16 protein-coding genes are annotated in these 26,593 nt (G+C 49.8%); 11 read left to right on the forward strand and 5 right to left on the reverse strand.

Translation table 11 applies throughout. The annotated features are described in order from the left end of the window. Nucleotides 1-18 precede the first annotated feature (18 nt). From KTO58_RS27025 to deoC, 3 genes are read right to left on the reverse strand one after another with little or no spacing between them, the layout of a single operon-like run. Nucleotides 19-1,194, reverse strand: a complete 1,176-nt coding sequence (locus tag KTO58_RS27025) for a M20 metallopeptidase family protein (RefSeq protein ID WP_095836419.1) — start codon at nucleotides 1,192-1,194, stop codon at nucleotides 19-21. Next, entirely contained in the window at nucleotides 1,178-1,621 is a 444-nt protein-coding gene (locus tag KTO58_RS27030; protein WP_095836418.1) for an SPOR domain-containing protein, read from the reverse strand. Before KTO58_RS27030 ends, KTO58_RS27025 begins: the two co-directional genes overlap by 17 nt. Nucleotides 1,622-1,629: 8 nt before the next feature. Beyond that, complete coding sequence (gene deoC, locus KTO58_RS27035; protein ID WP_095836417.1) at nucleotides 1,630-2,328, reverse strand: deoxyribose-phosphate aldolase; 699 nt, start codon at nucleotides 2,326-2,328, stop codon at nucleotides 1,630-1,632. Between the two features lie 98 nt (nucleotides 2,329-2,426). On the opposite strand from deoC, the gene KTO58_RS27040 reads away from it, so the two are divergent. Together KTO58_RS27040 and fabF are read left to right on the forward strand one after the other, a co-directional pair. Beyond that, the gene (locus tag KTO58_RS27040; protein WP_157752717.1) at nucleotides 2,427-2,981 is read left to right on the forward strand and encodes a TetR/AcrR family transcriptional regulator; all 555 of its coding nucleotides are present in this window, start codon (nucleotides 2,427-2,429) and stop codon (nucleotides 2,979-2,981) included. 38 nt (nucleotides 2,982-3,019) lie between these two features. Next, complete coding sequence (fabF, locus tag KTO58_RS27045; RefSeq protein WP_095836415.1) at nucleotides 3,020-4,261, forward strand: beta-ketoacyl-ACP synthase II; 1,242 nt, start codon at nucleotides 3,020-3,022, stop codon at nucleotides 4,259-4,261. Between the two features lie 72 nt (nucleotides 4,262-4,333). On the opposite strand, the gene secA is transcribed toward fabF, so the two are convergent. Further along, the gene (secA, locus tag KTO58_RS27050) at nucleotides 4,334-7,681 is read right to left on the reverse strand and encodes a preprotein translocase subunit SecA (protein WP_095836414.1); all 3,348 of its coding nucleotides are present in this window, start codon (nucleotides 7,679-7,681) and stop codon (nucleotides 4,334-4,336) included. An 800-nt stretch (nucleotides 7,682-8,481) separates the two neighbouring features. On the opposite strand from secA, the gene KTO58_RS27055 reads away from it, so the two are divergent. The 7 genes from KTO58_RS27055 (at nucleotide 8,482) to KTO58_RS27085 (ending at nucleotide 20,372) form a co-directional block, all read left to right on the forward strand. Beyond that, on the forward strand, nucleotides 8,482-9,648 hold the full coding sequence (locus tag KTO58_RS27055; protein WP_095836413.1) for a Gfo/Idh/MocA family protein: 1,167 nt from the start codon (nucleotides 8,482-8,484) through the stop codon (nucleotides 9,646-9,648). Between the two features lie 70 nt (nucleotides 9,649-9,718). Continuing rightward, nucleotides 9,719-10,771 carry a sugar phosphate isomerase/epimerase family protein gene (locus KTO58_RS27060; RefSeq protein ID WP_095836412.1) on the forward strand — a complete coding sequence of 351 codons (1,053 nt, stop codon included), beginning with the start codon at nucleotides 9,719-9,721 and terminating at the stop codon, nucleotides 10,769-10,771. Between the two features lie 113 nt (nucleotides 10,772-10,884). Next, a complete protein-coding gene (locus KTO58_RS27065) occupies nucleotides 10,885-11,292 on the forward strand; it encodes a c-type cytochrome (RefSeq protein ID WP_095836411.1) in 408 nt (135 codons plus the stop codon). Nucleotides 11,293-11,360: 68 nt separating this feature from the next. Continuing rightward, entirely contained in the window at nucleotides 11,361-12,086 is a 726-nt protein-coding gene (locus KTO58_RS27070) for a 3-keto-disaccharide hydrolase (RefSeq protein WP_225859939.1), read from the forward strand. 73 nt (nucleotides 12,087-12,159) lie between these two features. Then, on the forward strand, nucleotides 12,160-12,963 hold the full coding sequence (locus KTO58_RS27075; RefSeq protein ID WP_095836410.1) for a ThuA domain-containing protein: 804 nt from the start codon (nucleotides 12,160-12,162) through the stop codon (nucleotides 12,961-12,963). Between the two features lie 75 nt (nucleotides 12,964-13,038). After that, the gene (locus KTO58_RS27080; RefSeq protein ID WP_198315096.1) at nucleotides 13,039-16,446 is read left to right on the forward strand and encodes a ThuA domain-containing protein; all 3,408 of its coding nucleotides are present in this window, start codon (nucleotides 13,039-13,041) and stop codon (nucleotides 16,444-16,446) included. 518 nt (nucleotides 16,447-16,964) lie between these two features. Then, a complete protein-coding gene (locus KTO58_RS27085; protein WP_095841373.1) occupies nucleotides 16,965-20,372 on the forward strand; it encodes a ThuA domain-containing protein in 3,408 nt (1,135 codons plus the stop codon). A gap of 84 nt (nucleotides 20,373-20,456) precedes the next feature. Here KTO58_RS27085 and KTO58_RS27090 read toward each other — a convergent pair whose 3' ends face one another. Further along, complete coding sequence (locus KTO58_RS27090) at nucleotides 20,457-20,837, reverse strand: transmembrane 220 family protein (protein ID WP_095836408.1); 381 nt, start codon at nucleotides 20,835-20,837, stop codon at nucleotides 20,457-20,459. Nucleotides 20,838-21,446: 609 nt separating this feature from the next. On the opposite strand from KTO58_RS27090, the gene KTO58_RS27095 reads away from it, so the two are divergent. Then, nucleotides 21,447-24,689, forward strand: coding sequence for a SusC/RagA family TonB-linked outer membrane protein (locus KTO58_RS27095; RefSeq protein ID WP_095836407.1), 3,243 nt, complete (start codon nucleotides 21,447-21,449; stop codon nucleotides 24,687-24,689). An 88-nt stretch (nucleotides 24,690-24,777) separates the two neighbouring features. Beyond that, a complete protein-coding gene (locus tag KTO58_RS27100; protein WP_095836406.1) occupies nucleotides 24,778-26,577 on the forward strand; it encodes a RagB/SusD family nutrient uptake outer membrane protein in 1,800 nt (599 codons plus the stop codon). Nucleotides 26,578-26,593: the final 16 nt, after the last annotated feature.

The raw sequence follows: 26,593 nt of genomic DNA on the forward strand, positions 1-26,593 counted from the left end.
CTTTTTATAAGGCCAGAATCAAATATGCATCGCCAGGTAAGCCATCGTACCTATACCGTGCGCAATCGCACCTTCATCTACATCAAAGGTCGGCGTATGTACACCGGAAGTAATACCCTTCTCCACATTGCCAGTACCCAAACGGAAGAAACATGCCGGGATGATCTGGCTGTAAAATGCAAAATCCTCCGCTCCCATACGCACCTCCGTATCCACCACATGAGCTTCTCCCATATACTCCGTTGCCAAACTACGCGCTTCCGCCGTCACCGTCTCATTATTATACAAACAAGGATATCCTACCAATATCTCAATGTCAATATCCGCACCCATCGCATGCACCAGCTCCGTCGCCTGCTTTTTGATCAACGCATGCGCCTTGAACCGCCAGGTCTCGTCCATCGCTCTGAACGTACCCATCAACTTCACCTCGCTGGGAATCACATTCGTCGTATAGCCGCCGTTGAATGCACAGATAGATAATACCGATGGCGTAAACGGATTGTTGTTACGGCTGATGATCTGCTGTAAGCTCACCACCAGGTGAGAGGCCACCAGTATCGTATCTACCGTCAGGTGGGGCGCCGCAGCATGGCCTCCCTTACCCCTGATCGTAATATAGATCTCATCCGCACTAGCCATATACTGCCCGGCACGGAAACCGACCAGTCCCGTCTCCATATTCGGTTGCACATGCAAACCCAATATCTTCTCCGGCCGCGGATTATCCAGTACGCCTTCCTGTATCATCAGGCTCGCTCCCCCAGGATGTTTTTCCTCCCCAGGCTGAAAAATAACCTTCACCGTACCTTCCCACTCCGCTTTTAACTCCTGTAAGATGCGGGCAGCTCCCAGCACACAGGTCGTATGTACATCATGCCCGCAGGCATGCATCACACCGGCATGCTGCGATTTATAGGGTACCTCGTTGGCCTCCGTAATAGGCAACGCATCAATGTCCGCACGGATCGCTACCACCCGGCTATCCGGGTGGTTACCCTTGATAAGGGCTACGATGCCCGTACCGGCCACACCAGCCGTATAGGGGATACCGTATTCATCCAGCTTACGCTGTATGAATGCCGATGTCTCATGTTCCTGGAAAGATAATTCGGGATGGGAATGTATGTGGTGTCTGATGGCAATAGATTCCGGCGCATATTGCACCGCCAGGTCTTTAATACGAGTCTTCATTCGTTGATTCTTTACTCAGGGAAACATTGATAATGGCAGGCACTACAAACACGCCGCCGGGAAACAAGCCCGTCAGCCGCTCACGCAACTCGCCCGCTTCTTCCCTCGTCTTGAAATCACCTACCCGCACCTTGAAATAAGGCGCCTGATAATCAATGTATGTACGGTAATCAGGATACAATTGCATTACACGGGCCTTCACCTCGTTAGCTTCATTACGCTTGTTCGTCGTAATCACCTGCACACGGAACCCCTGCTGGTTACGAATCGCCAGCGTATTGATGTAGATCTGTTTCTTGATCAGGATATCAATACGGCTGTCCTTGACAACCCGCACCGTATTGGTATTCATCGCCATCGTGTGCTCCTGTGCCATCGCCAGCCCTCCTATTAGCAGACAGGCTAACAGACCGAATAATTTCTTCATTGGTATGTTTAATAGTTAGAAATATCTCCTTCCTTCGCAGGTGTATTGCCCTGCACCCCGGCCTCTTGCATGATCTTTACACTCGCACTGCATCCCAATCTGGTCGCCCCGGCCGCCAGCAGCTCACTCGCAAAAGCAAAGGTACGAATACCACCGGACGCTTTGATCTGTATATTCGCCGGCAACTCCCGCCGCATCAACCGCACCGCCTCCACTGTAGCCCCGTGCTCCGCATAGCCAGTAGAGGTCTTTACAAAATCTACCCCATACCTGCCATACAACGCACAACACTGAATAATCTCTTCCTCCAATAATATGCCACTTTCAATGATCACCTTCAATACCTTCTGCTTATTCCGGATGATCGGTAATATCGTCGCAATCTCCTTCTCCAGGTAAGCCCAGTCATTATTACGGATAGCGAGCAGGCTCGCCACCATATCTATCTCGTCCGCACCGTCCACGATCGCCAGCACCGCCTCCGCTACCTTCGCCTCTATCGCCGAATAACCAAACGGAAACCCGATCACCGTCGCCACCTTCGTCGTCGTCGCATGCAGAAAATTCTTTGCCATCTTTACAAAAGGTGGGGGCACACACACCGCCGCAAATTCGTATTCCACCGCCTCCATACAGAGTTGCTTGATATCCTCCAGGGTACTCGTCGGCTTTAATATCGTATGATCTATATATCTGTTGATTGCCATTTCTGAATGGTTTTTTCAAAAAACGAAAGTACACCAAATCATATCATATTTGGTTACTTACTGGTAAGTAAGTACTTTTGATGCCTGAATGTTTGCAGATGAGCGATACCAAGGATAAGATAATAGTACTGGCCGACCAACTGATCCGCTCAAGAGGATACAATGCGTTCAGCTATAAAGATATAGCGGACCCACTCCAGGTTAAAAATGCCGCCATCCATTATCATTTCCAAACCAAAGATGCCCTCGGCATCAGCGTCATCGATCAAACCATCGCAGCACAAGAGGAAAATCGCCGCAAATGGGCTAAATTACCAGAAGATCAACAACTTCGATTGTTCATCGATGCCTACGGCCGCCGGAATAAAGAAGAAGGGCTCTTATGCCTCATGGGCGCCCTCTCCCCGGATTATATCACCCTTTCCCCGGAAATGCAGCTCAAACTGAAGGAAATGGGTAATATTATCATTGACTGGGTCGCGAACTGCCTGGAAAATGGCCGGAAAAACAATTACTTTCACTTCCAAGGAGACGCTCAGGACCGCGCCTACATGGTCATGTCTAACCTCCTGGCAGCACTGCAGCTGTCACGAGTAGTAGGCAAACACATCTTCTCCCGGGTGAAACAACAGCTTATAAAAGATCTGACTTAATTATTCACTGCATTAGTTATCAACAGTAAACAAGTTCTATGAAAAGAGTAGTTGTAACCGGTATGGGAGCACTCACGCCTATCGGCAATGAGGTCGCTACCTACTGGGATGCCTTGAAAGCAGGCAAAAGCGGTGCCGCCACCATCACTCGCTTCGATGCAAGCCGGTTCCGTACTCAGTTCGCCTGCGAACTGAAAGGATACGACGCCACCACCTTGCTGGATAGGAACGACCTGAAAAGGACTGATCCATTCACTCAATACGCCCTCGTTGTCACCGACCAGGCCGTAAAGGACGCTGGACTCGACTTCAAAGCTATGGACCCATTCGATACCGGCGTCATCTGGGGCACCGGCCAGGGTGGCATGCAAACCTTTGAAGAACAAGTGAAAGAATATACCCTGGGCAACTATAACCCCAGGTTCAGCCCCTTCTTCGTACCAAAACTCATCGCCAACATGGCCTCCGGAATGATCTCCATGAGGTACGGCCTCATGGGCATCAACTATACTACCGTCTCCGCTTGCGCAACTTCCAATACCGCCATCATGGATGCCTTTAACTACATCCGCTGGGGTAAAGCCAAAGTGATCATCACCGGTGGCTCCGAAGCTCCCATCACAGAAGCCTCCGTAGGCGGATTCTGCGCCATGAAAGCCATGTCCACCCGCAACGATGACCCCGCCTCCGCTTCCCGTCCCTTCGACGTAGATAGAGATGGCTTCGTAATGGGGGAAGGCGCCGGCGCACTCGTACTCGAAGAATACGAACATGCCAAAGCCAGAGGCGCCCACATCTACGCAGAAGTAGTAGGCGCCGCCATGACCGCCGACGCTTACCACATGACCGCCACCCACCCCGAAGGCCTCGGCGCCTATCAGGCCATGGTGTTCGCGCTTAAAGATGCAGGTATCAACAAAGAAGAAGTAGACTACCTCAACACACATGCTACCTCCACGCCAGTTGGCGACCTGAGCGAAGTCGCTGCCGTTACCAAACTGTTCGGCAACGCTCCTGCACACCTCACCATCAGCGCCACCAAATCCATGACAGGACACCTCCTCGGCGCCGCCGGCGCCATAGAGGCCATCGCCTGCATAAAAGCTGTGGAAAACAATATCATCCCGCCCACCATTAACACCACCAACCTCGATCCGCAAATACCCGCCGGCTTGCAAATACTCACCGGCCAGGCCATCGAAAAAGAAGTGAAAGTAGCCATGAGCAATACCTTCGGATTCGGTGGACACAACGGCATCGTCGTGTTCAAAAAAATATAATCACAGACATTCACCAATAAAAAAGCGCGGTATCATCCGATACCGCGCTTTTTTTATCCTTACACGTAAAGACTATAAGTCCTTACCGTGACATTGTTTGTACTTCTTACCACTACCACAAGGACAAGGATCGTTACGTCCCACCTTAGGGCCTACACGTACCGGGTCCTGACGCACCGCTTCCGCCTGCGCACCAAAGTCCAGCTCCTCCTCAGGTACAACATGACCGTTATTCACTACAGGCGCTGTGTCAAACTCCTGGTGACTGGCACGCATACCGCTCATGTCCGTCTTCTCCTCATGCCCCTCCCGGATCTGTAACTGCTCCTCCTGCTGACGCTCATCCTGGCTCACCGGTATACCCGACTTACATAGGAACGATACGATCTCACGACTGGTATCACCGTCCATCTGCTTGAACAGGTTGAAGGCCTCGAACTTATAGATCAACAACGGATCTTTTTGTTCATATACCGCACTCTGTACAGACTGTTTCAGATCATCCATCGCACGCAGATGCTCCTTCCAGGACTCATCGATCAACGCCAGCGTAATGCTGCGCTCCAGCGCATGTAATGTCTCCTTACCTTCTGTCGCTACCACCTTCTGCAGGTTAGCCAGTACATTGATACCCTTCTTACCGTCAGTAAATGGAATAGAGATGTTCTCTATATGATGGCCCTGCTCCTGCTGGATCTGTTTGATCACAGGAAGGGTATTAGCCGTCAGATCAGCACCCTTACGCTCGTAAGCCGACTTCGCCTGGTGATACAGACGGGTAGACATCGCAGAAAGATCACCTTTCGCCAGCTCCTCCGGAGCAATATCTGAATCCACAGAGAAATGCATGATCACATCCATCTTGAATGCCTCATAATCGCCAGACTCACGGTGCGTAGTAATGATACTCTCCGCTACATCATAAAAGGCATTGTCAATATCGATCGCCAGACGATCGCCGAACAAAGCATGGTTACGTTTACTGTAGATCACCGTACGCTGCTTGTTCATCACATCATCATACTCTAGCAGCCGCTTACGGATACCAAAGTTATTTTCCTCTACCTTCTTCTGCGCACGCTCAATAGAACGGGTGATCATACTGTGCTGTATCACCTCGCCCTCCTTATAACCCATACGGTCCATCAGCGATGCAATACGGTCAGAACCGAACATACGCATCAGATCATCCTCCAGGGATACAAAGAACTGGGAACTACCGGGGTCTCCCTGACGTCCCGCACGACCTCGCAACTGCCGGTCTACACGACGGCTTTCGTGACGCTCCGTACCAATGATCGCAAGACCACCCGCTTCTTTCACACCAGGCCCGAGTTTGATATCCGTACCACGACCCGCCATGTTGGTAGCAATGGTCACCGCACCGCTCATACCCGCTTCCGCAACGATCTGCGCCTCACGGGCGTGCTGCTTCGCATTCAATACATTGTGAGGGATCTTCTCAAAAGTCAGCATCTTACCGAGTAACTCAGACACCTCTACAGAGGTAGTACCCACCAGTACCGGACGCCCTTGTGCCTGCAATTGCTTCACCTCTTCGATCACCGCCTTATATTTATCACGCTTGGTCTTGTACACCAGGTCCTCCGCATCCTTACGCGTAATAGGCAGGTTGGTCGGGATCGTCACCACATCCAGCTTATAGATCTCCCAGAACTCACCGGCTTCCGTTACCGCCGTACCAGTCATACCAGCCAGCTTATGATACATACGGAAGTAGTTCTGCAAAGTCACCGTAGCAAAAGTCTGCGTAGCCGCCTCTACCTTCACATTCTCCTTCGCCTCGATCGCCTGGTGCAACCCGTCAGAATAACGACGGCCCTCCAAAATACGACCAGTCTGCTCATCCACGATCTTCACCTTACCATCCATCACCACATACTCCACATCATTCTCAAACAATGTATACGCTTTCAACAACTGCTGCACAGAGTGAATACGGTCCGACTTGATCGCAAATTCCTGCAATAACTGATCCTTCCGGTGTAGCTTCTCCTCCGGAGTACCCACCTGACGCTCGATCTCCGCGATCTCGCTACCCACATCCGGCATGATGAAGAAGTTAGGATCCTCACCCGCTTGTGTGATCAGCGCAATACCCTTTTCAGTCAGGTCTACACTGTTATTCTTCTCGTCAATATGGAAATACAACTCCTCGTCCACCTTCGGCATCTCACGCTGCTGGTCAGCGAGGTAGTAGTTTTCTGCTTTCTGTAACAATACCTTGATACCTGGCTCACTTAGGTATTTGATCAACGCACTGCTCTTGGGAAGACCTCGCCATGCACGCATCAAAGCCAATCCACCCGTCTTCGGATCATCCTTCCCCTCGCCAATCAGCTTCTTAGCTTCCAGCAGGTACTGATGCGTCACCTTCTTCTGCGCATCCACCAGGCGCTGTATACGCGGCTTCAGAATATGGAACTCCTGCTCCTCACCACGGGGGATAGGACCCGAAATGATCAACGGCGTACGCGCATCATCGATCAACACACTGTCCACCTCATCCACCATCGCATAGTGATGCTTACGTTGCACCATCTCCTCCGGATTATGCACCATGTTGTCACGCAGGTAGTCAAAACCAAATTCGTTATTCGTCCCGTAAGTGATATCCGCTAAATAAGCATTGCGACGCTCCGCAGAGTTAGGCTGATGCTTATCAATACAATCCACCGTAATACCCAGGAACTCAAACAAAGGTCCGTTCCACTCAGAGTCACGTCGAGCCAGGTAATCATTCACCGTTACAATGTGAACACCCTGCCCGGCCAACGCGTTCAAATAAGCAGGTAAGGTAGACACCAGCGTCTTACCCTCACCCGTTGCCATCTCCGCAATCTTACCCTGGTGCAATACCGTACCACCGATCAACTGCACATCATAATGCACCATGTTCCAGGTCACCTCATTGCCAGCCGCTTGCCAGCGATTGTTCCACGTCACTTTGTCACCTTCTATACGCAGGTAAGGCTTGCGAACTGCCAGCTGACGATCCAGCTCCGTAGCCGTCGCCGTAATCTGCGACGACTCCGACAACCGGCGAGCCGTCTCCTTCACCACCGCAAATGCCTCCGGTAACAGCTGCTCAAGAATATCTTCAGTTTGTTTGTCTCGGTCTTTCTTTAGCTTATCAATCTCCTGGTATACAGACTCCTTCACCGCCACATCTTCCGTATCATCCGCCTGCTGCTGCTGCGTAGCTATCTCCGCATCAATAGCAGCAAGATGCGCTTGTATACGCTGACGAAATTCCTGGGTTTTGTTGCGGAGCGTATCGATAGGCAGGGACTGCAGTTTACTGTACTCCTCGTTTATCTGCTTCACCATGGGCTGGATCGTCCTGATATCTCTGTCGGACTTATGCCCTCCGAAAAGCTTTGTTAAAAAACCTAACATGTTCAATTATGTATTATCAATTACGAATTACGGTTTGCTGAAACCGCACAACAATTTGGTGTAGCGGTGATAACTATAACACCCGGACCCGATCCCCGGACAGCATAAGCTATACGGTCAAATATTATGCATTTTTATGATCAGGTGCCAAGCTGGCAGTCCGGGAATAGCAAATTTAACTGAATATTGCCAATGTGCAGGCAAAGAAAGCATTTCCGGGCATTAAAAACAATTTAACCACCCATTATAATTACATATTCCACCACTCAATTCCTACTGGCAAAAAAAGAACTAATTTAATACCGCCTCCATGCAATCCCACGGCAACCCCGCCGGATTAAATAATATCAGTGCTCGACAACTTGCCGTTTTTCCTCCTATAGTTCTCCTATAACATTCCTATAGCATTCGTATAACCAGCCTATAAGCTAGCCCTATTGGCAATTAATCCATTCCTTTGCAAGTGGATGTTAACCAATTACTTAGTAAATTGCCGCCCATAGGCGTAGCTCACACAATATCACTCAAAATGATGCTATTTTACCATTCGTACCGCCACCCGCATAATCGGATACCTGCGTATACGTTTACGTGATTTTTTTAATAAAAATCCAGCTTCCTTGCACAAAAAGAGGGAAATATGAAAATACTTTTTATAAATTTAAAGGTTTGAATCGCGGTGAGTAAGTTTCACTAACATAACAAGTATAATTCCACGTTATTAGGCCGTCTGGTAGTTCCACAGACAATGGCTGCGAAAAAAAATATAAATAGTAAGTCAAGCATAAATTGATAGCCATATGAATCGTAAGTTAAGAATGGGAATGATCGGTGGCGGCAAAGATGCCTTCATCGGTGCCATCCATCGCATCGCCGCCAATATGGACGGCCTGGTTGAATTGAAAGCGGGCGCATTAAGCATCAACCCCGAAGTCGCTGTCGCTTCCGGCGAAGCACTGTTCCTCGATCCAAATCGCACCTACACCGACTTCAAAACCATGCTGGAAAAAGAAGCCGCAATGCCCGAATCGGAAAGACTCGACTTCATCACCATCGTTACACCCAACTTCGCTCACTTCGAACCGGCTATGATGGCCCTCGATAAAGGGTTTAATATCGTGATCGAAAAACCCATCACCTTCACCCTCGATGAAGCCAAACAACTCAAAGAAAAAGTAGAACAGACAGGCAAAACCCTCCTGCTCACACACACATATACCGGCTATCCCCTGGTAAAACAGGCCCGCCAGATGGTAAAAGAGGGTGCCCTCGGCCAGATCCGCAAAGTATGGGTAGAATACCCCCAGGGTTGGCTGAGCAAACTGAGCGAAAAAGAAGGAAACGCCCAGGCCGCCTGGAGAACCGATCCCAAACGCTCCGGCAAAAGCGGCGCAATGGGCGACATCGGTACCCATGCCGCTAACCTCGCAGAATACATCTCCGGCGCCAAAATAGAAAAAATGTGCGCCGACCTCAATATCCTCGTCCCCGGCCGCGCCCTCGATGATGATGGGGCCGTCCTCCTCCGATTCGACAACGGCGCCGCTGGCGTCCTCATGGCATCACAGGTAGCCGCCGGCGAAGAAAATGCACTCAAAATAAGAGTATATGGAGAAAAAGGTGGACTCGAATGGGCACAACACGAACCCAATACCCTCCTGGTAAAATGGCTCGATAAACCCACCGAAATATATCGCGCCGGTGGCAACTACGGCGGATACCAATCCAGCTTCGCCGTTCACAACACCCGCACCCCCGGAGGCCACCCCGAAGGCTACCTCGAAGCTTTCGGTAACCTCTACCGCAACTTCGCCCTCACCCTCATGGCCAAAATCGATGGCCAGCAACCTACCCCCGAAATGCTCGACTTCCCGGGCGTAGAAGAAGGCATCAGAGGAATGGCTTTCATCGACAACGTCGTGAAATCCTCCCAGAGCGAACAAAAGTGGACCGCCTTCACCATCTAGGATTATTTGTGTAGCGCCGCAGGCAAATCCCCACAAAAGATGGCCTGCGCATAAACAAGAGCGTAAGATCATGAAAACAATCAAAGGACCGGGCATATTCCTGGCACAATTCGCCGGCGATAACGCCCCCTTCAATAGCCTGAAAAGCATCTGCCAATGGGCAGCCACCCTGGGATTCAAAGGCGTGCAAATACCCACCTGGATCAGCAGCTTCATCGACCTCCAAAAAGCAGCAGAAAGTAAAACATATGCCGACGAAATAAAAGGGATCGTTAACGAAGCAGGACTGGAGATCACCGAACTCTCCACCCACCTCCAGGGACAACTAGTAGCCGTTCACCCAGCCTACAACGACCTCTTCGATGGTTTCGCCCCCGCCGATAAAAGAGGTAACACCGCCGCCCGCCAGGAATGGGCCGTTAACCAACTTAAATACGCCGCCAAAGCCAGCAGAAACCTGGGCCTCAACGCCCACGCTACCTTCTCCGGCTCCCTCCTCTGGCATACCGTATACCCCTGGCCCCAACGCCCGGCAGGCCTCGTCGAAACAGGTTTCAAAGAACTGGCCAACCGCTGGCTCCCCATCCTCAACGAATTCGACGAACAAGGCGTTGACCTCTGCTACGAAATCCACCCCGGAGAAGACCTCCACGATGGCGTCTCCTACGAACGATTCCTCGAAGCTACCAACAACCACAAAAGAGCCAACCTCCTCTACGATCCAAGCCACCTCGTCCTGCAATGCATCGACTACCTGGCATATATCGATATCTACCACGAAAGAATCAAAGCTTTCCACGTGAAAGATGCCGAATTCAACCCAACAGGCCGCTCCGGCGTCTACGGCGGTTATCAGTCCTGGATAGATCGCCCCGGTAGATTCAGATCCCTCGGCGATGGACAGGTGAACTTCAAAGGCGTATTCAGCAAACTCACACAATATGGCTTCGATGGATGGGCCGTACTCGAATGGGAATGCTGCATGAAACATCCCGAAGATGGCGCACGCGAAGGCGCCCCCTTCATCAAAGACCATATCATCCGCGTTACCGATAAAGCTTTTGATGACTTCGCCGGAACCGGCGCAGACCAAACTTTTAATAAAAAAGTGTTAGGATTGTAAACCAGACAGTTTATCACCGTCTATCCTTTACTAAAACGTTTTATCAGATACTTTTTATATCTTGACATTTTCGGGGATCAACTTAAATTTAACACAAACCAATAACAAACAAAATGAGAAAGCGATTCTTGATGCCGGTGATGGTAAGTGCTGTATTCTTCGCCGCTTGTGGTGGCGGTGACAAAAAAGCAGAACAGGCTAAAAGCGAAACAGAAACAACGCCTGCTGCTGATAATTCCATGGTAAGCGGCGGTGGCGCCACCAAATCAAAAGGAGAAGAACTCATCTCCCAAAAAGATTGCAAAACCTGCCACAAAGAAGAAATGAAACTCGTAGGTCCCGCCTATAAAGACGTAGCCGCCAAGTACGAAACCAACGACAAAAATATCGACATGCTCGCCGATAAAGTGATCAAAGGTGGTAGCGGTAACTGGGGAGAAGTAGCCATGCTGCCTCATCCGGATATCTCCAAAGACGACGCAAAAGAAATGGTGAAATACATCCTGTCCGTCGGTAAATAATCACCGTAACAGCGCATCCACCAACACAGCAGCGACGTAACATTGACACTAATGCTAAAATTATAACCATGATGAAGCGTTTTATATTCTCAGCAATGGCTATCGGCACATTGCTCGCTTCGGGCACCGCATCCGCCCAACAGGCTAATACCCTCTCCGCTAAAGAAAAAAAAGCGGGCTGGCAACTGCTGTTCGATGGCAAAACCACCAAAGGCTGGCATACCTTCCAAAAGTCTGAAGCCAGCCCCGCCTGGCAAATCATCGATGGCGCCCTCGTACTCGATCCGGAACAAAAGAAAAATGGCGCCCCGGGCGGCGACCTCGTAACCGATGGCGAATACGAAAACTACGAACTCTCCCTCGAATGGAAAATATCAGAAGGTGGTAACAGCGGTATCATCTTCGGCGTAAGCGAAGACCCTAAGTATAAAGCTACTTACCTCACCGGCCCTGAAATGCAGGTGCTCGACGATGCCAAACATCCCGATGGTAAAATCACTAAACATAACTCCGGCGACCTCTACGACCTGAAAAAATCTACCCAAGCCGCCGCCAAACCCGTCGGCGAATGGAACGTAGCCAAAATTCAGAAAAAAGATGGCCACCTTACCTTCTGGCTCAATGGCGTGAAAACAGTAGAAACAACCATAGGCACTGACGAATGGAAAGAACTCGTAACTAACAGCAAATTCAAAACCTGGTCTGGATTCGGCACCTTCCCTAAAGGACATATCGCCCTCCAGGACCATGGAGATAAAGTATCGTATCGCAATATCAAGATACGTACCCTCTAATGAGCTATAGTAACTTCTTGAAAAGCACCGCAAACAAACGGTGCTTTTCGCTTTAAAACAGCTTATCCTCAACATGATGTTCTCCCGGATCAAAAAATACACACTCTCCTTCCTGGTAGCTTGCTCCCTGTCCCCATTCACCACAATGGCGCAATCCAAATCCCAACCCAAAGTATTGGTGTTCTCCAAAACAACAGGCTTCCGGCACGATTGCATTCCCTCAGGTAAAGAAGCACTCATCAAACTGGGAAATGAAAATAACTTCACCGTCGATACCACAGAAGACGCTACTGCATTCACCTCCGCCAACTTGTCCCAATACGCTGCCATACTATTCTTTAATACCACCGGCGATGTACTCGACAGCACACAACAACTGGCCATGCAGTCATATATTCAGAAGGGTGGGGGATACATGGGCATCCATGCTGCCGCCGATACAGAATACGACTGGCCTTGGTACAACCAACTGGCCGGCGCCTGGTTCGCCAGCCATCCCAAACAACAAGAAGCCTCCCTCCTCGTCATCGACCACAACCATCCCGCTACCCAACACCTGCCTAACAGCTGGATACGTTGGGACGAATGGTACAATTTTAAAGACATCAACGCCGATACACATGTCCTCATCAAAATAGATGAACGTTCCTATCAGGGTGGCAAAAACGGCGATAACCACCCCATGGCCTGGTACCACCAGTTCGATGGCGGCCGCGCCTTCTATACCGCCCTCGGCCATACCCAAGAGTCATACAAAGACCCTGCTTTCCTCCAACACATCCTCGGTGGCCTCCGCTATGCCATGGGCACCGAAAAAAATAAAGACAGAAAAGAACGCAAACAGAGCAAACCAGGAAAAACAGTACTGGCACGCTAACACACTATGCACTTATCACACCATGAAATATTATTCACCAATAAAAAGATTCCACCAGTAAATCCAACTGATAGCATGAGATATCTAATCACGATGATGTTATTGCTGGGAATGGGCACTGTCATCAGCAGCTGCAACAAAACCCGGCCAGGCAAACCCAAAGTTCTGGTGTTCTCCAAAACCACCGGTTTCCGCCACGCGTCTATACCCGCAGGTATAAAAGCCGTCCAGAAACTGGGCGCCGAAAATGGCTTCGAAGTAGATACCACCGAAAATGCCGCCTACTTCAACGAAGACTCATTACAACACTACGCCGCCGTAATATTCCTCAATACCACCGGCGATGTACTCAACCACGTACAGGAAGCCGACTTCGAACGCTATATCCAGGCCGGCGGTGGGTACGTAGGCGTACACTCCGCCACCGACACCGAATACGACTGGCCCTGGTACGGCCAACTGGCAGGTGCCTACTTCGCCAACCACCCCGAAGGCGTACACAAAGCATCCCTCATCATAAAGGATAAAACGTTCCCCGCCACCAGCGGCCTCCCCGAAAAATGGGAACATGTCGACGAATGGTACAACTTCAGAAACCTGAACAAAGACACAAAGGTCATCCTCTCCGTAGATGAAAAAACCTACCAGGGCGGCTCCATGGGCGATAACCACCCCATCAGCTGGTACCACGACTTCGATGGCGGCCGCGCCTTCTACACCGAACTTGGGCACACCGATGAAAGCTACACAGAAGCCAACTTCATCAAACACCTCCTCGGTGGTATCAAATACGCCATGGGCGAAAATGCAGTACTCGACTACGCCAAAGCAACCACTCAACGCGTACCCGACGAAAACCGTTTCACCAAAACCGTACTCACAGCAGGCGAATTCTTCGAACCCACCGAAATGACCATCCTGCCCGATCTCAGCGTCCTCGTTGCACAACGCCGCGGTGAGATCATGTTCTTCAACAACAAAACCAAAGCCCTGTCTCAAGTAGGATTCCTCAACGTATACTACAAGACAGATATCCCTAACGTCAATGCAGAAGAAGGCGTACTGGGCATCGCCGCCGATCCCGCCTTCGACAAAAATCATTACGTATACATCTATTACTCTCCGGTAGATACCTCCGTTAACAGACTCTCCCGCTTCAAATTCGAAAACAACCAGATCGATCTGAAGTCCGAACAGATGATATTGCAACTCTACTCCCAACGCCAGATATGCTGCCACACCGGCGGCTCTATCGCCTTCGGCCAGGATGGATTGCTATATCTCACCACCGGAGATAACTCCACGCCTTTCGACGAACCTGGCCAGAAATATGGTAGCAACGGCTTCGGCCCCTCCGATGATCGTCCCGGACACCTCCAGTACGATGGCCGCCGCTCCTCCGCCAATACCAACGACCTCCGTGGTAAGATCCTCCGCATACGCGTGAAAGAAGATGGCTCCTACAGCATCCCTGAAGGTAACCTCTTCAAACCAGGCACTCCCAACACCCGCCCCGAGATCTATGTAATGGGTACCAGGAACCCATACCGCATCTCCGTCGATCGTAAGACCAATTACATCTACTGGGGCGAAGTAGGCCCCGATGCCAACAACGACAACCCACAACGTGGACCCATGGGATACGACGAAATAAACCAGGCTAAAAAGCCAGGTAACTACGGATACCCCATGTTCGTTGGTAACAACTACGCCTACCACCAATACAACTACGAAACAGGCGAAAGCGGCCCCCCCTACGATGCCGCCAAACCTATTAATAGCTCCCGTAACAACACCGGCCTCAAAGAACTGCCGCCCGCACAACCGGCATTCATCTGGTACCCCTACGGCAAATCCAAAGAATTCCCTCAGGTAGGCAGCGGTGGCCGTAATGCCATGGCAGGCCCCATCTACTACCCCGAATTCTATCCGCAAGCCACCCGCTTCCCGGATTATTATAATGGTAAATTCTTTATCTACGATTGGGTACGTGGATGGATCAAAGCCGTAACCATGGACAAAGATGGCAACTTCGCCAAAATGGAACCGTTCATGGAACATACCAAGTTCAACGCACCCATCGATATGGAAATGGGCCCCGATGGCCGTATCTACGTACTCGAATATGGTAGCGGATGGTTCAGCAAAAACGCCGACGCCGGCCTGTCCCGCATCGACTACAATGGCGGCAACCGCCCCCCCATAGCCACCATCAGCGTAGACAAGCTCACCGGTAGCCTGCCCTTCACCGCCAAACTCAAAGCCGAAGGCACTGATCCCGATGGCGATAAACTGAAATACCTCTGGTACTTCGGCAATGGCAACAAAAAAGAAACCAATACCCCCGAAATAGAATACGCCTACTCCACCGCAGGTGAATACCAGGTGTCCGTAGAAGTGGTCGATGATAAAGGTGCCCGCACCCGCAGTAACGTCATCACCATCTACGCCGGCAACGAAACACCTCAGGTGAACGTCAATATCCAGGGCAATAAAATGTTCTACTTCCCGGGCAAACGTGTTCACTATACCGTAAATATCAATGATAAAGAAGATGGTACCTCCTCCGCTGGTAACCTCGACCCGGCCAACGTCTACATCAAAGCAGAATATGTGGAAGGCCGCGACAAAGCCGCCATGCCACAAGGCCACCAGATCATCTCCGGCGCCATCGCGGGTAAAAACATCATGGAATCCAGCGACTGTAAAACCTGTCACAAACTCAACGAAAAATCCATCGGCCCCTCATTCGTACAGGTAGCCGAACGATACAAACAAGACCCTAAAGCCCCCGACTTCCTGGCCAATAAGATCATCCAAGGTGGCGGCGGCGTATGGGGCGAAACCGCCATGGCCGCTCACCCCACCATATCCAAAGGCGAAGCGCACCAGATCGTAGAATATATCTTCTCCCTCACCGGCGACAAACAACGGCAACCGTCCCTGCCACTCACCGGAGAGATAGATCCCACCGTTGGCAACCCACTCAAAGACAATGGCGTATTCTACCTCCTGGCCAGCTACACCGACAAAGGTGGCCCCGGCATCAAACCAATCACCGGCGCAGCTTCCGCTCAGCTTATCAACGCTAAACTCCATGCAGAAAACTTCGATAAAGCCGATGGCGCCTCCGCTGTAGAAGTAGAAGGAGAGAAATACGTTATACCCACCGCACAAGGATGGGTAATGTACAAAGACCTCGACCTCACAGAAGTAAATGGCATCAACATCATCTACTTCATACTCGAAGAACCTAAGTTTGGATACATAGTAGAAGCACGCCTCGATCAACCCGATGGCCCTAAACTGGGTGAAGCCCTCATCGGCCCCGGCGCCAAACAACAGGTGCCCAATACCAAAACCATCAGCTTTACACCGCTGACCGATGGTAAGCCACACAACCTGTACCTGAAAATACATGCCGCCAACCCGGAAGAAAAACATCCCGTAGGTCTCAAATACCTGCAACTACTGGCGAAATAGTCGAATTAGTATACAAATAATAAAACATAAACAGGGATGAACGAATCAATCGTTCATCCCTGTTTACTTTATAAGTGTCACTGATACTATTAAAGCAAAGATATATAAGTACCCGTATAAATTCTGTTGAGAATGCCAAATGATTAGCGCTACTAAAAAAGGCAACGCTAAAACGGTTTAGTTAGCAAAAGTTTTAATAACTTGCAGCCAGAGGAAAAGGTTGATTTTTAGAATAGCTCAGTTAACAACTAGGAAAATATTTTTATGCTGTATACATAACTGGTACCCCGGTACGTTAAGTAGCAATGCTCAGATGTGATGTAAAAACAAGACTAAAGCCCTGGTGATACCTACACACCCGGGACCTGCTCATCAACAATCCTTTTTTAGGCATACAAGTAATATGCAATAGTAGCAACACCGCATTGTGCGGATAGTAAAAAGTCTTGCCAGGTCACTCTATACTCACCTATAGTGATAGGGATGCCCATGCCATACAACAAAAACTAATCGTCATTATGAATCGTTTGGTTACCATTATTTTGTTACTGGTCATCAGCACTGTCGTCAGCAGCTGTGAAAAATGCCGGCCGGGAAAACCCAAAGTATTGATATTTGCCCACTACAAAGATCAACACCAGGCAGTTATACCCGCTGCCATCAATGCCATACAGGAGATGGGAATCGAATATGGATTCGAGGTAGATACCACCCGCGACGCCTCCCTGTTCGATGAAGACACCTTGACGCGATACGCCGCCGTGATCTTCCTTAACACCTCCGGCAACTTACTCGATCATACGCAAAAAGCCGACTTCGAAAGATATATACAGGCGGGTGGAGGATATGTTGGTATCCACGCCGCTGCCAGCACCGCATATGACTGGGACTGGTACGGACAACTGCTGGGCGCTTATGTGGATGAATATCCCGCCCCCCTCGATAAAGCATCCCTCAAAGTACATTGTAACGTACTCCGCAATGAATATAACCTCCCTCGTACTTGGGAACATAACGATGAATGGTACAACTTCACAAATCTGTCTAAAGACATCCGGGTAGCGATATGCGCCGACGAAAAGACCTACCAGGGCGGCGTCATGGGGGCCGAACATCCCGTCTGCTGGTGCCATGAATTTAATGGCGGCCGCGCATTCTATACCGCCCTCGGACACACAGAAGAAAGTTATACCGAAACCTACTTCCTCCAACACCTGCTCTACGGGATCAGATATGCAATCGGGAAAAACATACAGCCAGATTATAAACATGCCACCACCCCCCGCGTACCGGCAGAAAATCGCTTCACCAAAACCACCCTGTCCGCCGGACAACTGTTCGAACCAACGGAGATGGCTATACTCCCGGATCGTAGCGTCCTGATCACCCAACGCCGCGGCGAGATCATGTACTTCGACAACAAAACCCAAAAAATATCGCAGGTAGGCTTCCTGAAAGTATACTATAAGTCAGACAAGCCAGACGCCGTCTCCGATGAAGGCGTACTGGGTATCACCGCCGACCCCGCCTTCGAAAAGAACCATTACGTATATATCTACTACTCGCCGGCCGATGTCTCCGTTAACCGGCTCTCCCGCTTCCGGTACGAACATCATCACATAGATACCCAGTCAGAAAAAGTAGTACTCGAAGTCGATGCACAACGCGAAACGTGCTGCCACACCGGTGGCTCCCTAGCATTCGATCCTACCGGATTGCTCTACCTGTCCACAGGAGATAATACATCCCCCTTCGATGAGCCAGCACAGACATACGGCAACTGCGGCTTCACCCCCCTCGACGACCGCCCCGGCCATACCTTGTATGACGCCCGCCGCACCGCCGCCAATACCAACGACCTGCGGGGTAAGATCCTCCGCATAAAAATAAATGCCGATGGTAGCTATGCCATCCCCGAAGGAAACCTGTACGCACCGGGTACCCCTCACACCCGTCCGGAGATCTACGTCATGGGCAACAGAAATCCGTACCGCATCGCCGTAGACCGTAAAACAAACTTCCTGTACTGGGGCGATGTAGGACCGGATGCCAACAATGATCATCCCAAACGGGGGCCAATGGGATACGACGAGATCAACCAGGCCAAAGGACCGGGGAATTACGGCTACCCCATGTTCATAGGCAATAACTACGCCTACCGGGAATACAATTACGCAACAGGAGAAAGCGGCCCGTCATTTAATCCCCTCAAACCCATAAATAATTCAAGGAACAATACCGGCCTGAAAGAACTGCCCGCCGCCCACTCCGCATTCATCTGGTATCCATATGCCAGGTCCACCGACTTCCCACAGCTGGGCAGCGGTGGCCGTAATGCCATGGCAGGTCCCGTATACTATCCGGAATACTACCCGGCAGCGTCCCGCTATCCGGACTATTACAGTGGCAAACTATTCGTCTATGACTGGGTACGTGGCTGGATAAAAGCAGTAACCATGGACAAGAATAGCAACTATCTCAAAATGGAACCCTTCATGGAACATACCTGCTTCAATAGCCCGATAGATATGGAATTGGGACCGGATGGCAGGATATATCTCCTCGAGTATGGTAGCGGATGGTTTAGCAAGAACCCCAATGCCTGCCTTTCCCGACTGGATTACAACAGTGGTAATCGCGCTCCTATGGTAGAGATAAAGACCGATAAGCTCACCGGCGGCCTGCCGTTCACCGCCACGTTTAAAGCCATTGCCAACGACCCCGATGGCGACCCGCTAAAGTATCGCTGGCAGCTAGGGAACGGTCGTATCATAGAGACCAATACCCCCGAATTTACCTTCACCTGCAAAACAGCGGGTGAATACCAGGTATCCGTCGCCGTTATCGACGACAAAGGTGCCCATAATTGCAGCAATGTACTGACCCTATACGCCGGCAATGAAACCCCGCAGGTCAGCATCCGGTTACAGGGCAATAAAATGTTCTACTTCCCGGACAAACGTATACACTATGCCGTGACGGTAAGTGATAAAGAAGATGGGAGCTCCGCAGCAGGCAACCTGGATATGTCCAATAGCTATATCAAGGCAGAATACGTAGGCGGATTGGATAAAGCGGCTATCCCACAGCGACACGAGATCATCTCCGACGCTATCGCTGGCAAAAATATCATGGAGTCCTACGATTGCAGGTCCTGCCACAAACAGGAAGAAAAATCCGTCGGCCCCTCATTCCTGCAGATCGCCAAACGGTATAAAAAAGACCCGAAAGCAATAAAATATCTCGCTGGTAAGATCCTCCACGGCGCCGGCGGTACATGGGGCGAAAATACCATGGCCGCTTATACCGCCCTTTCCGAAACAGAGGCTTATAATATCATACACTATATCTTCTCCCTGATGCAAACCGCCCAGCGGCAACCATCATTGCCGCTCTCCGGCGAGATCGATCCCACCCTCGGACAGCCCATCAAAAATAACGGTGTGTTCTACCTGCTGGCTAGCTACACCGATAAAGGAGGACCCGGTATCAAACCCATCACCAGCAACGCCTCCGTGCAGCTGATAAATGCCAGGATACCAGCAGAAAGTTTCGATAAGGCAGATGGCGCCTCCGCCATGGAAGTGGATGGCGTCAAATATGTCATCCCTACCGCACAAGGATGGGTCATGTACAAAGATCTCGATCTTACCGACGTAAATGGTATCAGCCTCATCTACTACATACTGGACGTATTGCAGTACGGCTATATAGTAGAAGCCCGCCTCGACCACCCGGAAGGTACCAAACTGGGAGAAGTGCTGATCGGTCCGGATGCCAGACCCCAGGCCGCAAACATTAAAACCATCACCTTCCCCCTACGCAGTGATCGCAGGCTGCACTCCCTCTACCTACGCATACATGCCGCCAACCCTAACGAAATATATCCCCTCGGCCTGAAGTACGTACAGCTACTAACGCCCTGAGGAACTAAAAAAAACAAACCGCAGCGGAGAGGTCCATGTCTATCAGACCTCCCCGCTGCGGCTATCGCAATATCAGCAATTGGTTTACCTGGCGCGTAACCGCCTGCCCGCATAGATATAATTGATACCCAATACCACGATCAGGATCGCCAGGCCAAAAAACTCCCTCGTATCTTCTATCCAGGGCTTCTGCGCTTTCATCGTCTGCGCAATATTCTCCGCATGATGCTGCGTCGCCCAGTCAACGACACCGTCCTTGGTGAAAAATAAATATACCGCATAAGCCAGGTAGACCACAATCCCAACAATATAAGCGGTCTTGAAAAAACGACCCCGCGCCGCCAGGTAACAAAACAAAGCACCGTATATATAAATAGGCATCCATACATACGGATCCGGATCATTATATTGTAAAGCAGCAAACAATACAAACAACACACAAAAGATCAGATTGAATATTTTCATGTCTGGTTTTTTAAGAGGCTATAAACATACAGAAAAAGATGCAGCACTACTAAAAGTCAACCGTTTAGATACCGTTCATAAAAAAATGTTAAAACTTCACTTGCATTAGTTAATTTAATGTTATAAATTGCTTAATGTTAATTGAGCGCAAAGCCCGATTTTACATTGTATAGCGTGTTTTAACTGTGTTTTAGAGGGAGTTGACACTAAACAGACCTTTACCAGGTCTGATGAAGAGAGAGCGTTTCAACCAATCAATTTTAAAAAAAAAAGTTCCGCGTTTAGTATAAAACAAAGGGTGTACAATTATGCCCTATTGTAAAAAATCGTTGACCAATTTTTAGCGTAAGTGATTTCCACGTAAAGACGATTAGCTTGGTATTTTAACGTTATCAGATGGACGAATGAAGACTACTATTTCACGACAGTACCCAGTATCTCACTATTGAACTTATTAATGGACAAACAAACCAGAATCTAAATTTCGAAACAAACCAAAATCTGAATTAATACAACAACCATTGGTTGTCTTGTAGACACTTATATCACACATATCGTTAACATCACAAAAATCTCAACACGTTAGTTTAGCTTTTTAAACTCCACGTTATGAAGAAACACATCTATTATGCGCTGGCAGTATGCTGCTGTTTGCTGCTGCTATGCTCCACCACAAATGTTATGGCACAGGCGAAGATCACCGGAAAGGTGACCGATGACGTTGGTGGCAATCCCTTACCTGGTGTAACGGTGGCCATTAAAGGCACCAACAAAGGTACTTCTACCAATCCCGAAGGCGTTTTCTCCCTCCCCGCCGCACAGGGAGATGTACTGGTCTTCTCTTTCGTTGGCTTCGCAACACAAGAAGTAACAGTGTCAGGAAGCACACTCAATGTTAAATTGAGAGAAAAAGTAGGTTCCCTCGAAGAAGTCGTAGTAACAGGTTACGCGACACAGAAAAAGAAAGACCTCACCGGCGCCGTATCCGTAGTGAATATGGAGCAGGTGGCAAGACAACCTACCGCGCAGGTAAATAATATGCTGCAAGGACAGGTGTCAGGTATCACCGTACTGGGATCCGGCCAGCCAGGGCAGGAACCTCAGGTACGTATCCGCGGTCTCAATACCTTCGGTAACAACACACCCCTCTATGTAGTGGATGGAGTACCTACACAGAACATTGTCGATATCAACCCGAACGATATCGCCAACATGCAGGTCCTCAAAGATGCAGGTGCCGCCTCCATATACGGTGCCCGCGCTGCCAACGGTGTGATCGTGATCAGTACCAAAAAAGGTAGCGGAAAAGTAAAAGTAAACTACGATGCCTACTACGGCACACAACGCCCTAAAGGTGGCAACGTTTGGGATATCCTCACACCGCAGGAAATGGCAGACCTTAAATGGATGGCACTGAAGAATACAGACCCTACCAAACCTATCGTAGATGGGCTGTATGGTAGCGGCGACAGGCCCAGACTGCCAGACTATATCGCTCCGGGTGGTCTCATGGAAGGAGATCCGGCTGTAAACCCCTCTCTCTATTATGTAGATCCCAACTATAGAAAATCCGGCGATCTGGACCAGTTCTACCGTATCTCCAAAGCCAATAAAGGGGGCACCGACTGGTTCCACGAAATATTCCGCCCGGCTCCCATCACCAGCCACAACATCTCTGTAGGTGGCGGCGGAGACCAGGGTAACTACTTCTTGTCCTTCAACTATTTCAACCAACAGGGTACACTCAGAAATACCTACATGAAACGTTACACCGTGCGTGCCAACAGCTCGTATAATGTACGCAAACACATCCGTATAGGTGAAAATATCGAGTTCTCTGTAATAGATAACCCACGCATCAACGCACTGGAAGAGGGGAGCGCCATCGGTATGGCGTTCCGTCAACAACCCATCATCCCCGTACGTGATATCATGGGCAACTTCGCTGGTTCTTTCAGCACCAACAAAGCACAACTCGGTAACGCCCGTAACCCCGTTGCACTGCTGGATCGTACCAGGAATAACAAAGGTACCGGCAACCGTGTATTAGGTAACCTCTACGCAGAAGTAGACTTTCTCAAACACTTCACCGCCCGTACCAGCTTCGGTGGTGAAATATTCTACTCAAAGAGCCGCACCTTCACATTCCCCGAGTATGAGAACGCAGAGAATAATAAGGTGAACTCCTACTCAGAAAGTACCTCCACCGGCTTCAACTGGACCTGGACCAACACCTTGTCCTATCACCAGAACTTCAATCAACAACATGATATCAAAGTATTGGTAGGTACCGAAGCATTCGATAACCAGGGTAGTACAATGGGCGGTACCACACAAGGCTACTTCACCTTCAACCCAGACTTTACCACCCTCTCCACCGGTTCCGGTACCCGCGATAACAGCAGCAGCCGCTATACAGATGGTCTGTTCTCCCTGTTCGGTAGACTCGACTACGTATACCGCGATAAATACCTGCTGGGTGCCCTCATCCGCCGGGATGCATCCTCCCGCTTCGGTGCTAATAACCGCGCTGGTTGGTTCCCCGCAGTAAGTGCCGGTTGGCGCGTTTCCCAGGAAAATTTCATGAAAGGAGTAGCCTGGATCTCCGACCTGAAACTGAGAGGTGGCTACGGTATCATGGGTAACCAGATCAACGTAAACGCATCCAATGCCTTCACGCAATATGGCCTGAACAGAAATGGTTCCTTCTACGACATCCTGGGTGCATCAAACTCCCTCACAGAAGGTTTCTACAAAGTATATATCGGCAACGCTAATGCTAAATGGGAAAACAACATCAACGCCAACATCGGCTTCGATGCGACCTTCTTCAAAGGCAAACTCGAAGTGAGCGCCGATTACTACCGCAAAGACATCACCGACCTGATATTCAAACCGGAACTGTCAGCTACCCTCGGTCGCCCCACAGCTCCTGACGTGAACATCGCTAAAATGAGAAATTCCGGTCTGGACCTCTTGATCTCCGGTAACGTCGACCTGGCAAAAGATCTGCACTTCAGAGCAACCGCTACCTTCACTACCTATAAAAACGAGATCGTAAAAGTATCAGATGATGCCCCTTACTTCGATCAGGAAGCAAGACGCTTCAATGGTAATAATATCATCCGTAATCAGGTAGGTAGCCCCGTTTCCTCCTTCTTCGGTTATAAGATCATCGGCTTCTGGAACAGCCAGGCCGAGATCGATGCAGCAAATGCAGAAGCCAGAAAAGGTGGAGATCCTAACGCCATCTATCAGACAGCAGCAGGCATCGGCCGCTTCCGCTACGCAGATACTAACGGCGACGGTCGTATCACACCGGAAGACAGAACCGTTATCGGTAACCCCAACCCTGACTTCACCTACGGCCTGAACCTCGAACTGAATTACAAAAACTTCGACTTCAGCATATTCCTGTATGGCTCTCAAGGCAATGATATCTGGAATAACGTACGCTGGTGGACCGACTTCTACGCTTCCTTCGCTGGGGCAAAAAGCAAAACCGCTTTGTATGATTCCTGGAGACCAGATCATATGAACGCCAAAGCTCCCATCCAGGAAAACGATGGTAACTTCAGCACCAACGGTATTCCTAACTCCTACTTCGTAGAAAACGGTTCCTACCTGAGAGCAAAAAATATGATGCTCGGATATACCTTCCCCAAACCAGTGCTCCAACGTATCGGTATCGAAAAAGTGAGACTGTACGTACAGGCCAGCAACTTGTTCACCATTACCAAATACAAAGGCATCGATCCTGAAATCACCGGTGGTAACACGAACTTCGGTATAGATGAAGGTACTTATCCTAACCAACGTCAATTCCTGGTAGGTGTAAACGTATCCTTCTAATAAATAGTGACAACAAGGTAGTGATAGTGCCCGGCTACTACTATTAACACAGAGTACCGGCCCATTATTCAAACTAAAAATGCGAAAGATGAAAACTTCAAAATATCTGATTATAGGAGCCGTCGCTGTTAGCGGAGTCCTCTTTTCCTGTGGCAAAAGTTTCCTGGAAAGAGAACCACTGGGCGTATTGAAAGAAGAAGATCTCTACACACGCGATGGCGTACAAAACCTGCTCATCGGTACATACGCCGCATTGAACGGACAACAGCAGGACGTAGCGGCAATCGGCGGCGGTGGCCCCTGGGAAGCCTCTCCGAGCAACTGGGTATATGGTAGCGTAGCCGCAGGCGACGCACACAAAGGAAGTGATGCCGTAGACCAAGCCCCCATCAACCAGATCATGAAAGGGCAGTTCGACCCCACCAACGGTTTCTTTAACACCAAATGGAAAGCTACATTTGATGGCGTCGTAAGAGCCAATGTAGTACTGAATATCTTATCGAAAGTAAAAAACATCCCCGCAGCCGATGTTACTAACATCACTGCACAAGCCCGCTTCCTGCGCGGACACTACTACTTCGAACTCAAAAAGATGTTTGGTAAAGTACCCTGGGTAGATGAAACAATGACCGACTTCGCTACCGGTAACTATAAACAACCCAATACAGACGATATCTGGCCTAAGATCGAAGCCGATTTCAAATTTGCTTACGATAACCTGCCCGAAACACAACCAGAAGTAGGTAGGGCCAACAAATGGGCAGCCGCCAGCTATCTTGCAAAAACATACGTGTATCAACGTAAATATACAGATGCTAAACCCCTCTTCGACCAGATCATCACCAAGGGTAAAACAACCGGTAACAAACCATACGATCTGCTGCCTAAATACTCCGACAACTTTGATCCGGTTACCAAGAATAACGCAGAGTCTGTATTTGCCATTCAGATGACTGCCAACAACGGAACTAACCAGATCACCAGCTCTAACCAGGGCGAAATGCTGAACTTCCCGTACAACAGCCCATTCGGTTGCTGCGGATTCTTCCAACCCAGCCAGGACCTCGTGAACTCCTTCCGCACCTCTGCGGCAGGTTTACCTTTCCTGGATACCTACAACCAGGGTGCAAACCAGGTGAAAAACGACCAGGGCCTCGGCTCTTCCGATCCATTCACGCCAGATGCCGGACCAGTAGATCCTCGCCTCGATTGGACCGTAGGTCGTCGTGGTCTTCCCTACCTGGATTGGGGTAACCACCCCGGAGCCAGCTGGATCAGAGATCAGGCCTATGCAGGTCCTTATGGTCCCAAGAAAAACGTATACTGGCAGTATAACCAGGATAAATACAAAGATGCTAACGCCTGGGCGCCGGGTTCCGCAATCAACGTAGTATTGATCCGCTTTGCTGACGTACTATTGCTGGCCGCCGAAACAGAAGCCGAATTGAATAATCTGGACCAGGCACAGATCTATGTAAACAGGGTAAGACAACGTGCAGCTAATCCTACAGGTTGGGTGTACAAATACAATGACCCTACCAAACCACTCAATGGATTTTCTAACGTACCCGCTGCCAATTACGTCGTGTCTCCTTATCCGGCTGGTGCCTTCACCGGCGGTGGAAAAGACTTCGCATTGAAAGCCATCCGTTTCGAACGTAAACTGGAATTGGGCATGGAAGGTCAGCGCTACTTCGATATCACCCGCTGGGGTATCGCACAGGATGTGATGACCAAATACTTCACCTACGAATCTACCATTTCCTCCGATGTAAGAGGTGGCGCATTTGTAGCAAACAGAAACGAGTACTATCCCGTTCCACAACGTCAGATCGACTTGAGCCTGAAAGATGGTAAAGCAACCCTGACACAGAACAAAGGATACTAAATAATCAGTCGCTACA

This window comes from Chitinophaga pendula (genome assembly GCF_020386615.1).
Classification (GTDB): Bacteria; Bacteroidota; Bacteroidia; order Chitinophagales; family Chitinophagaceae; genus Chitinophaga; species Chitinophaga pendula.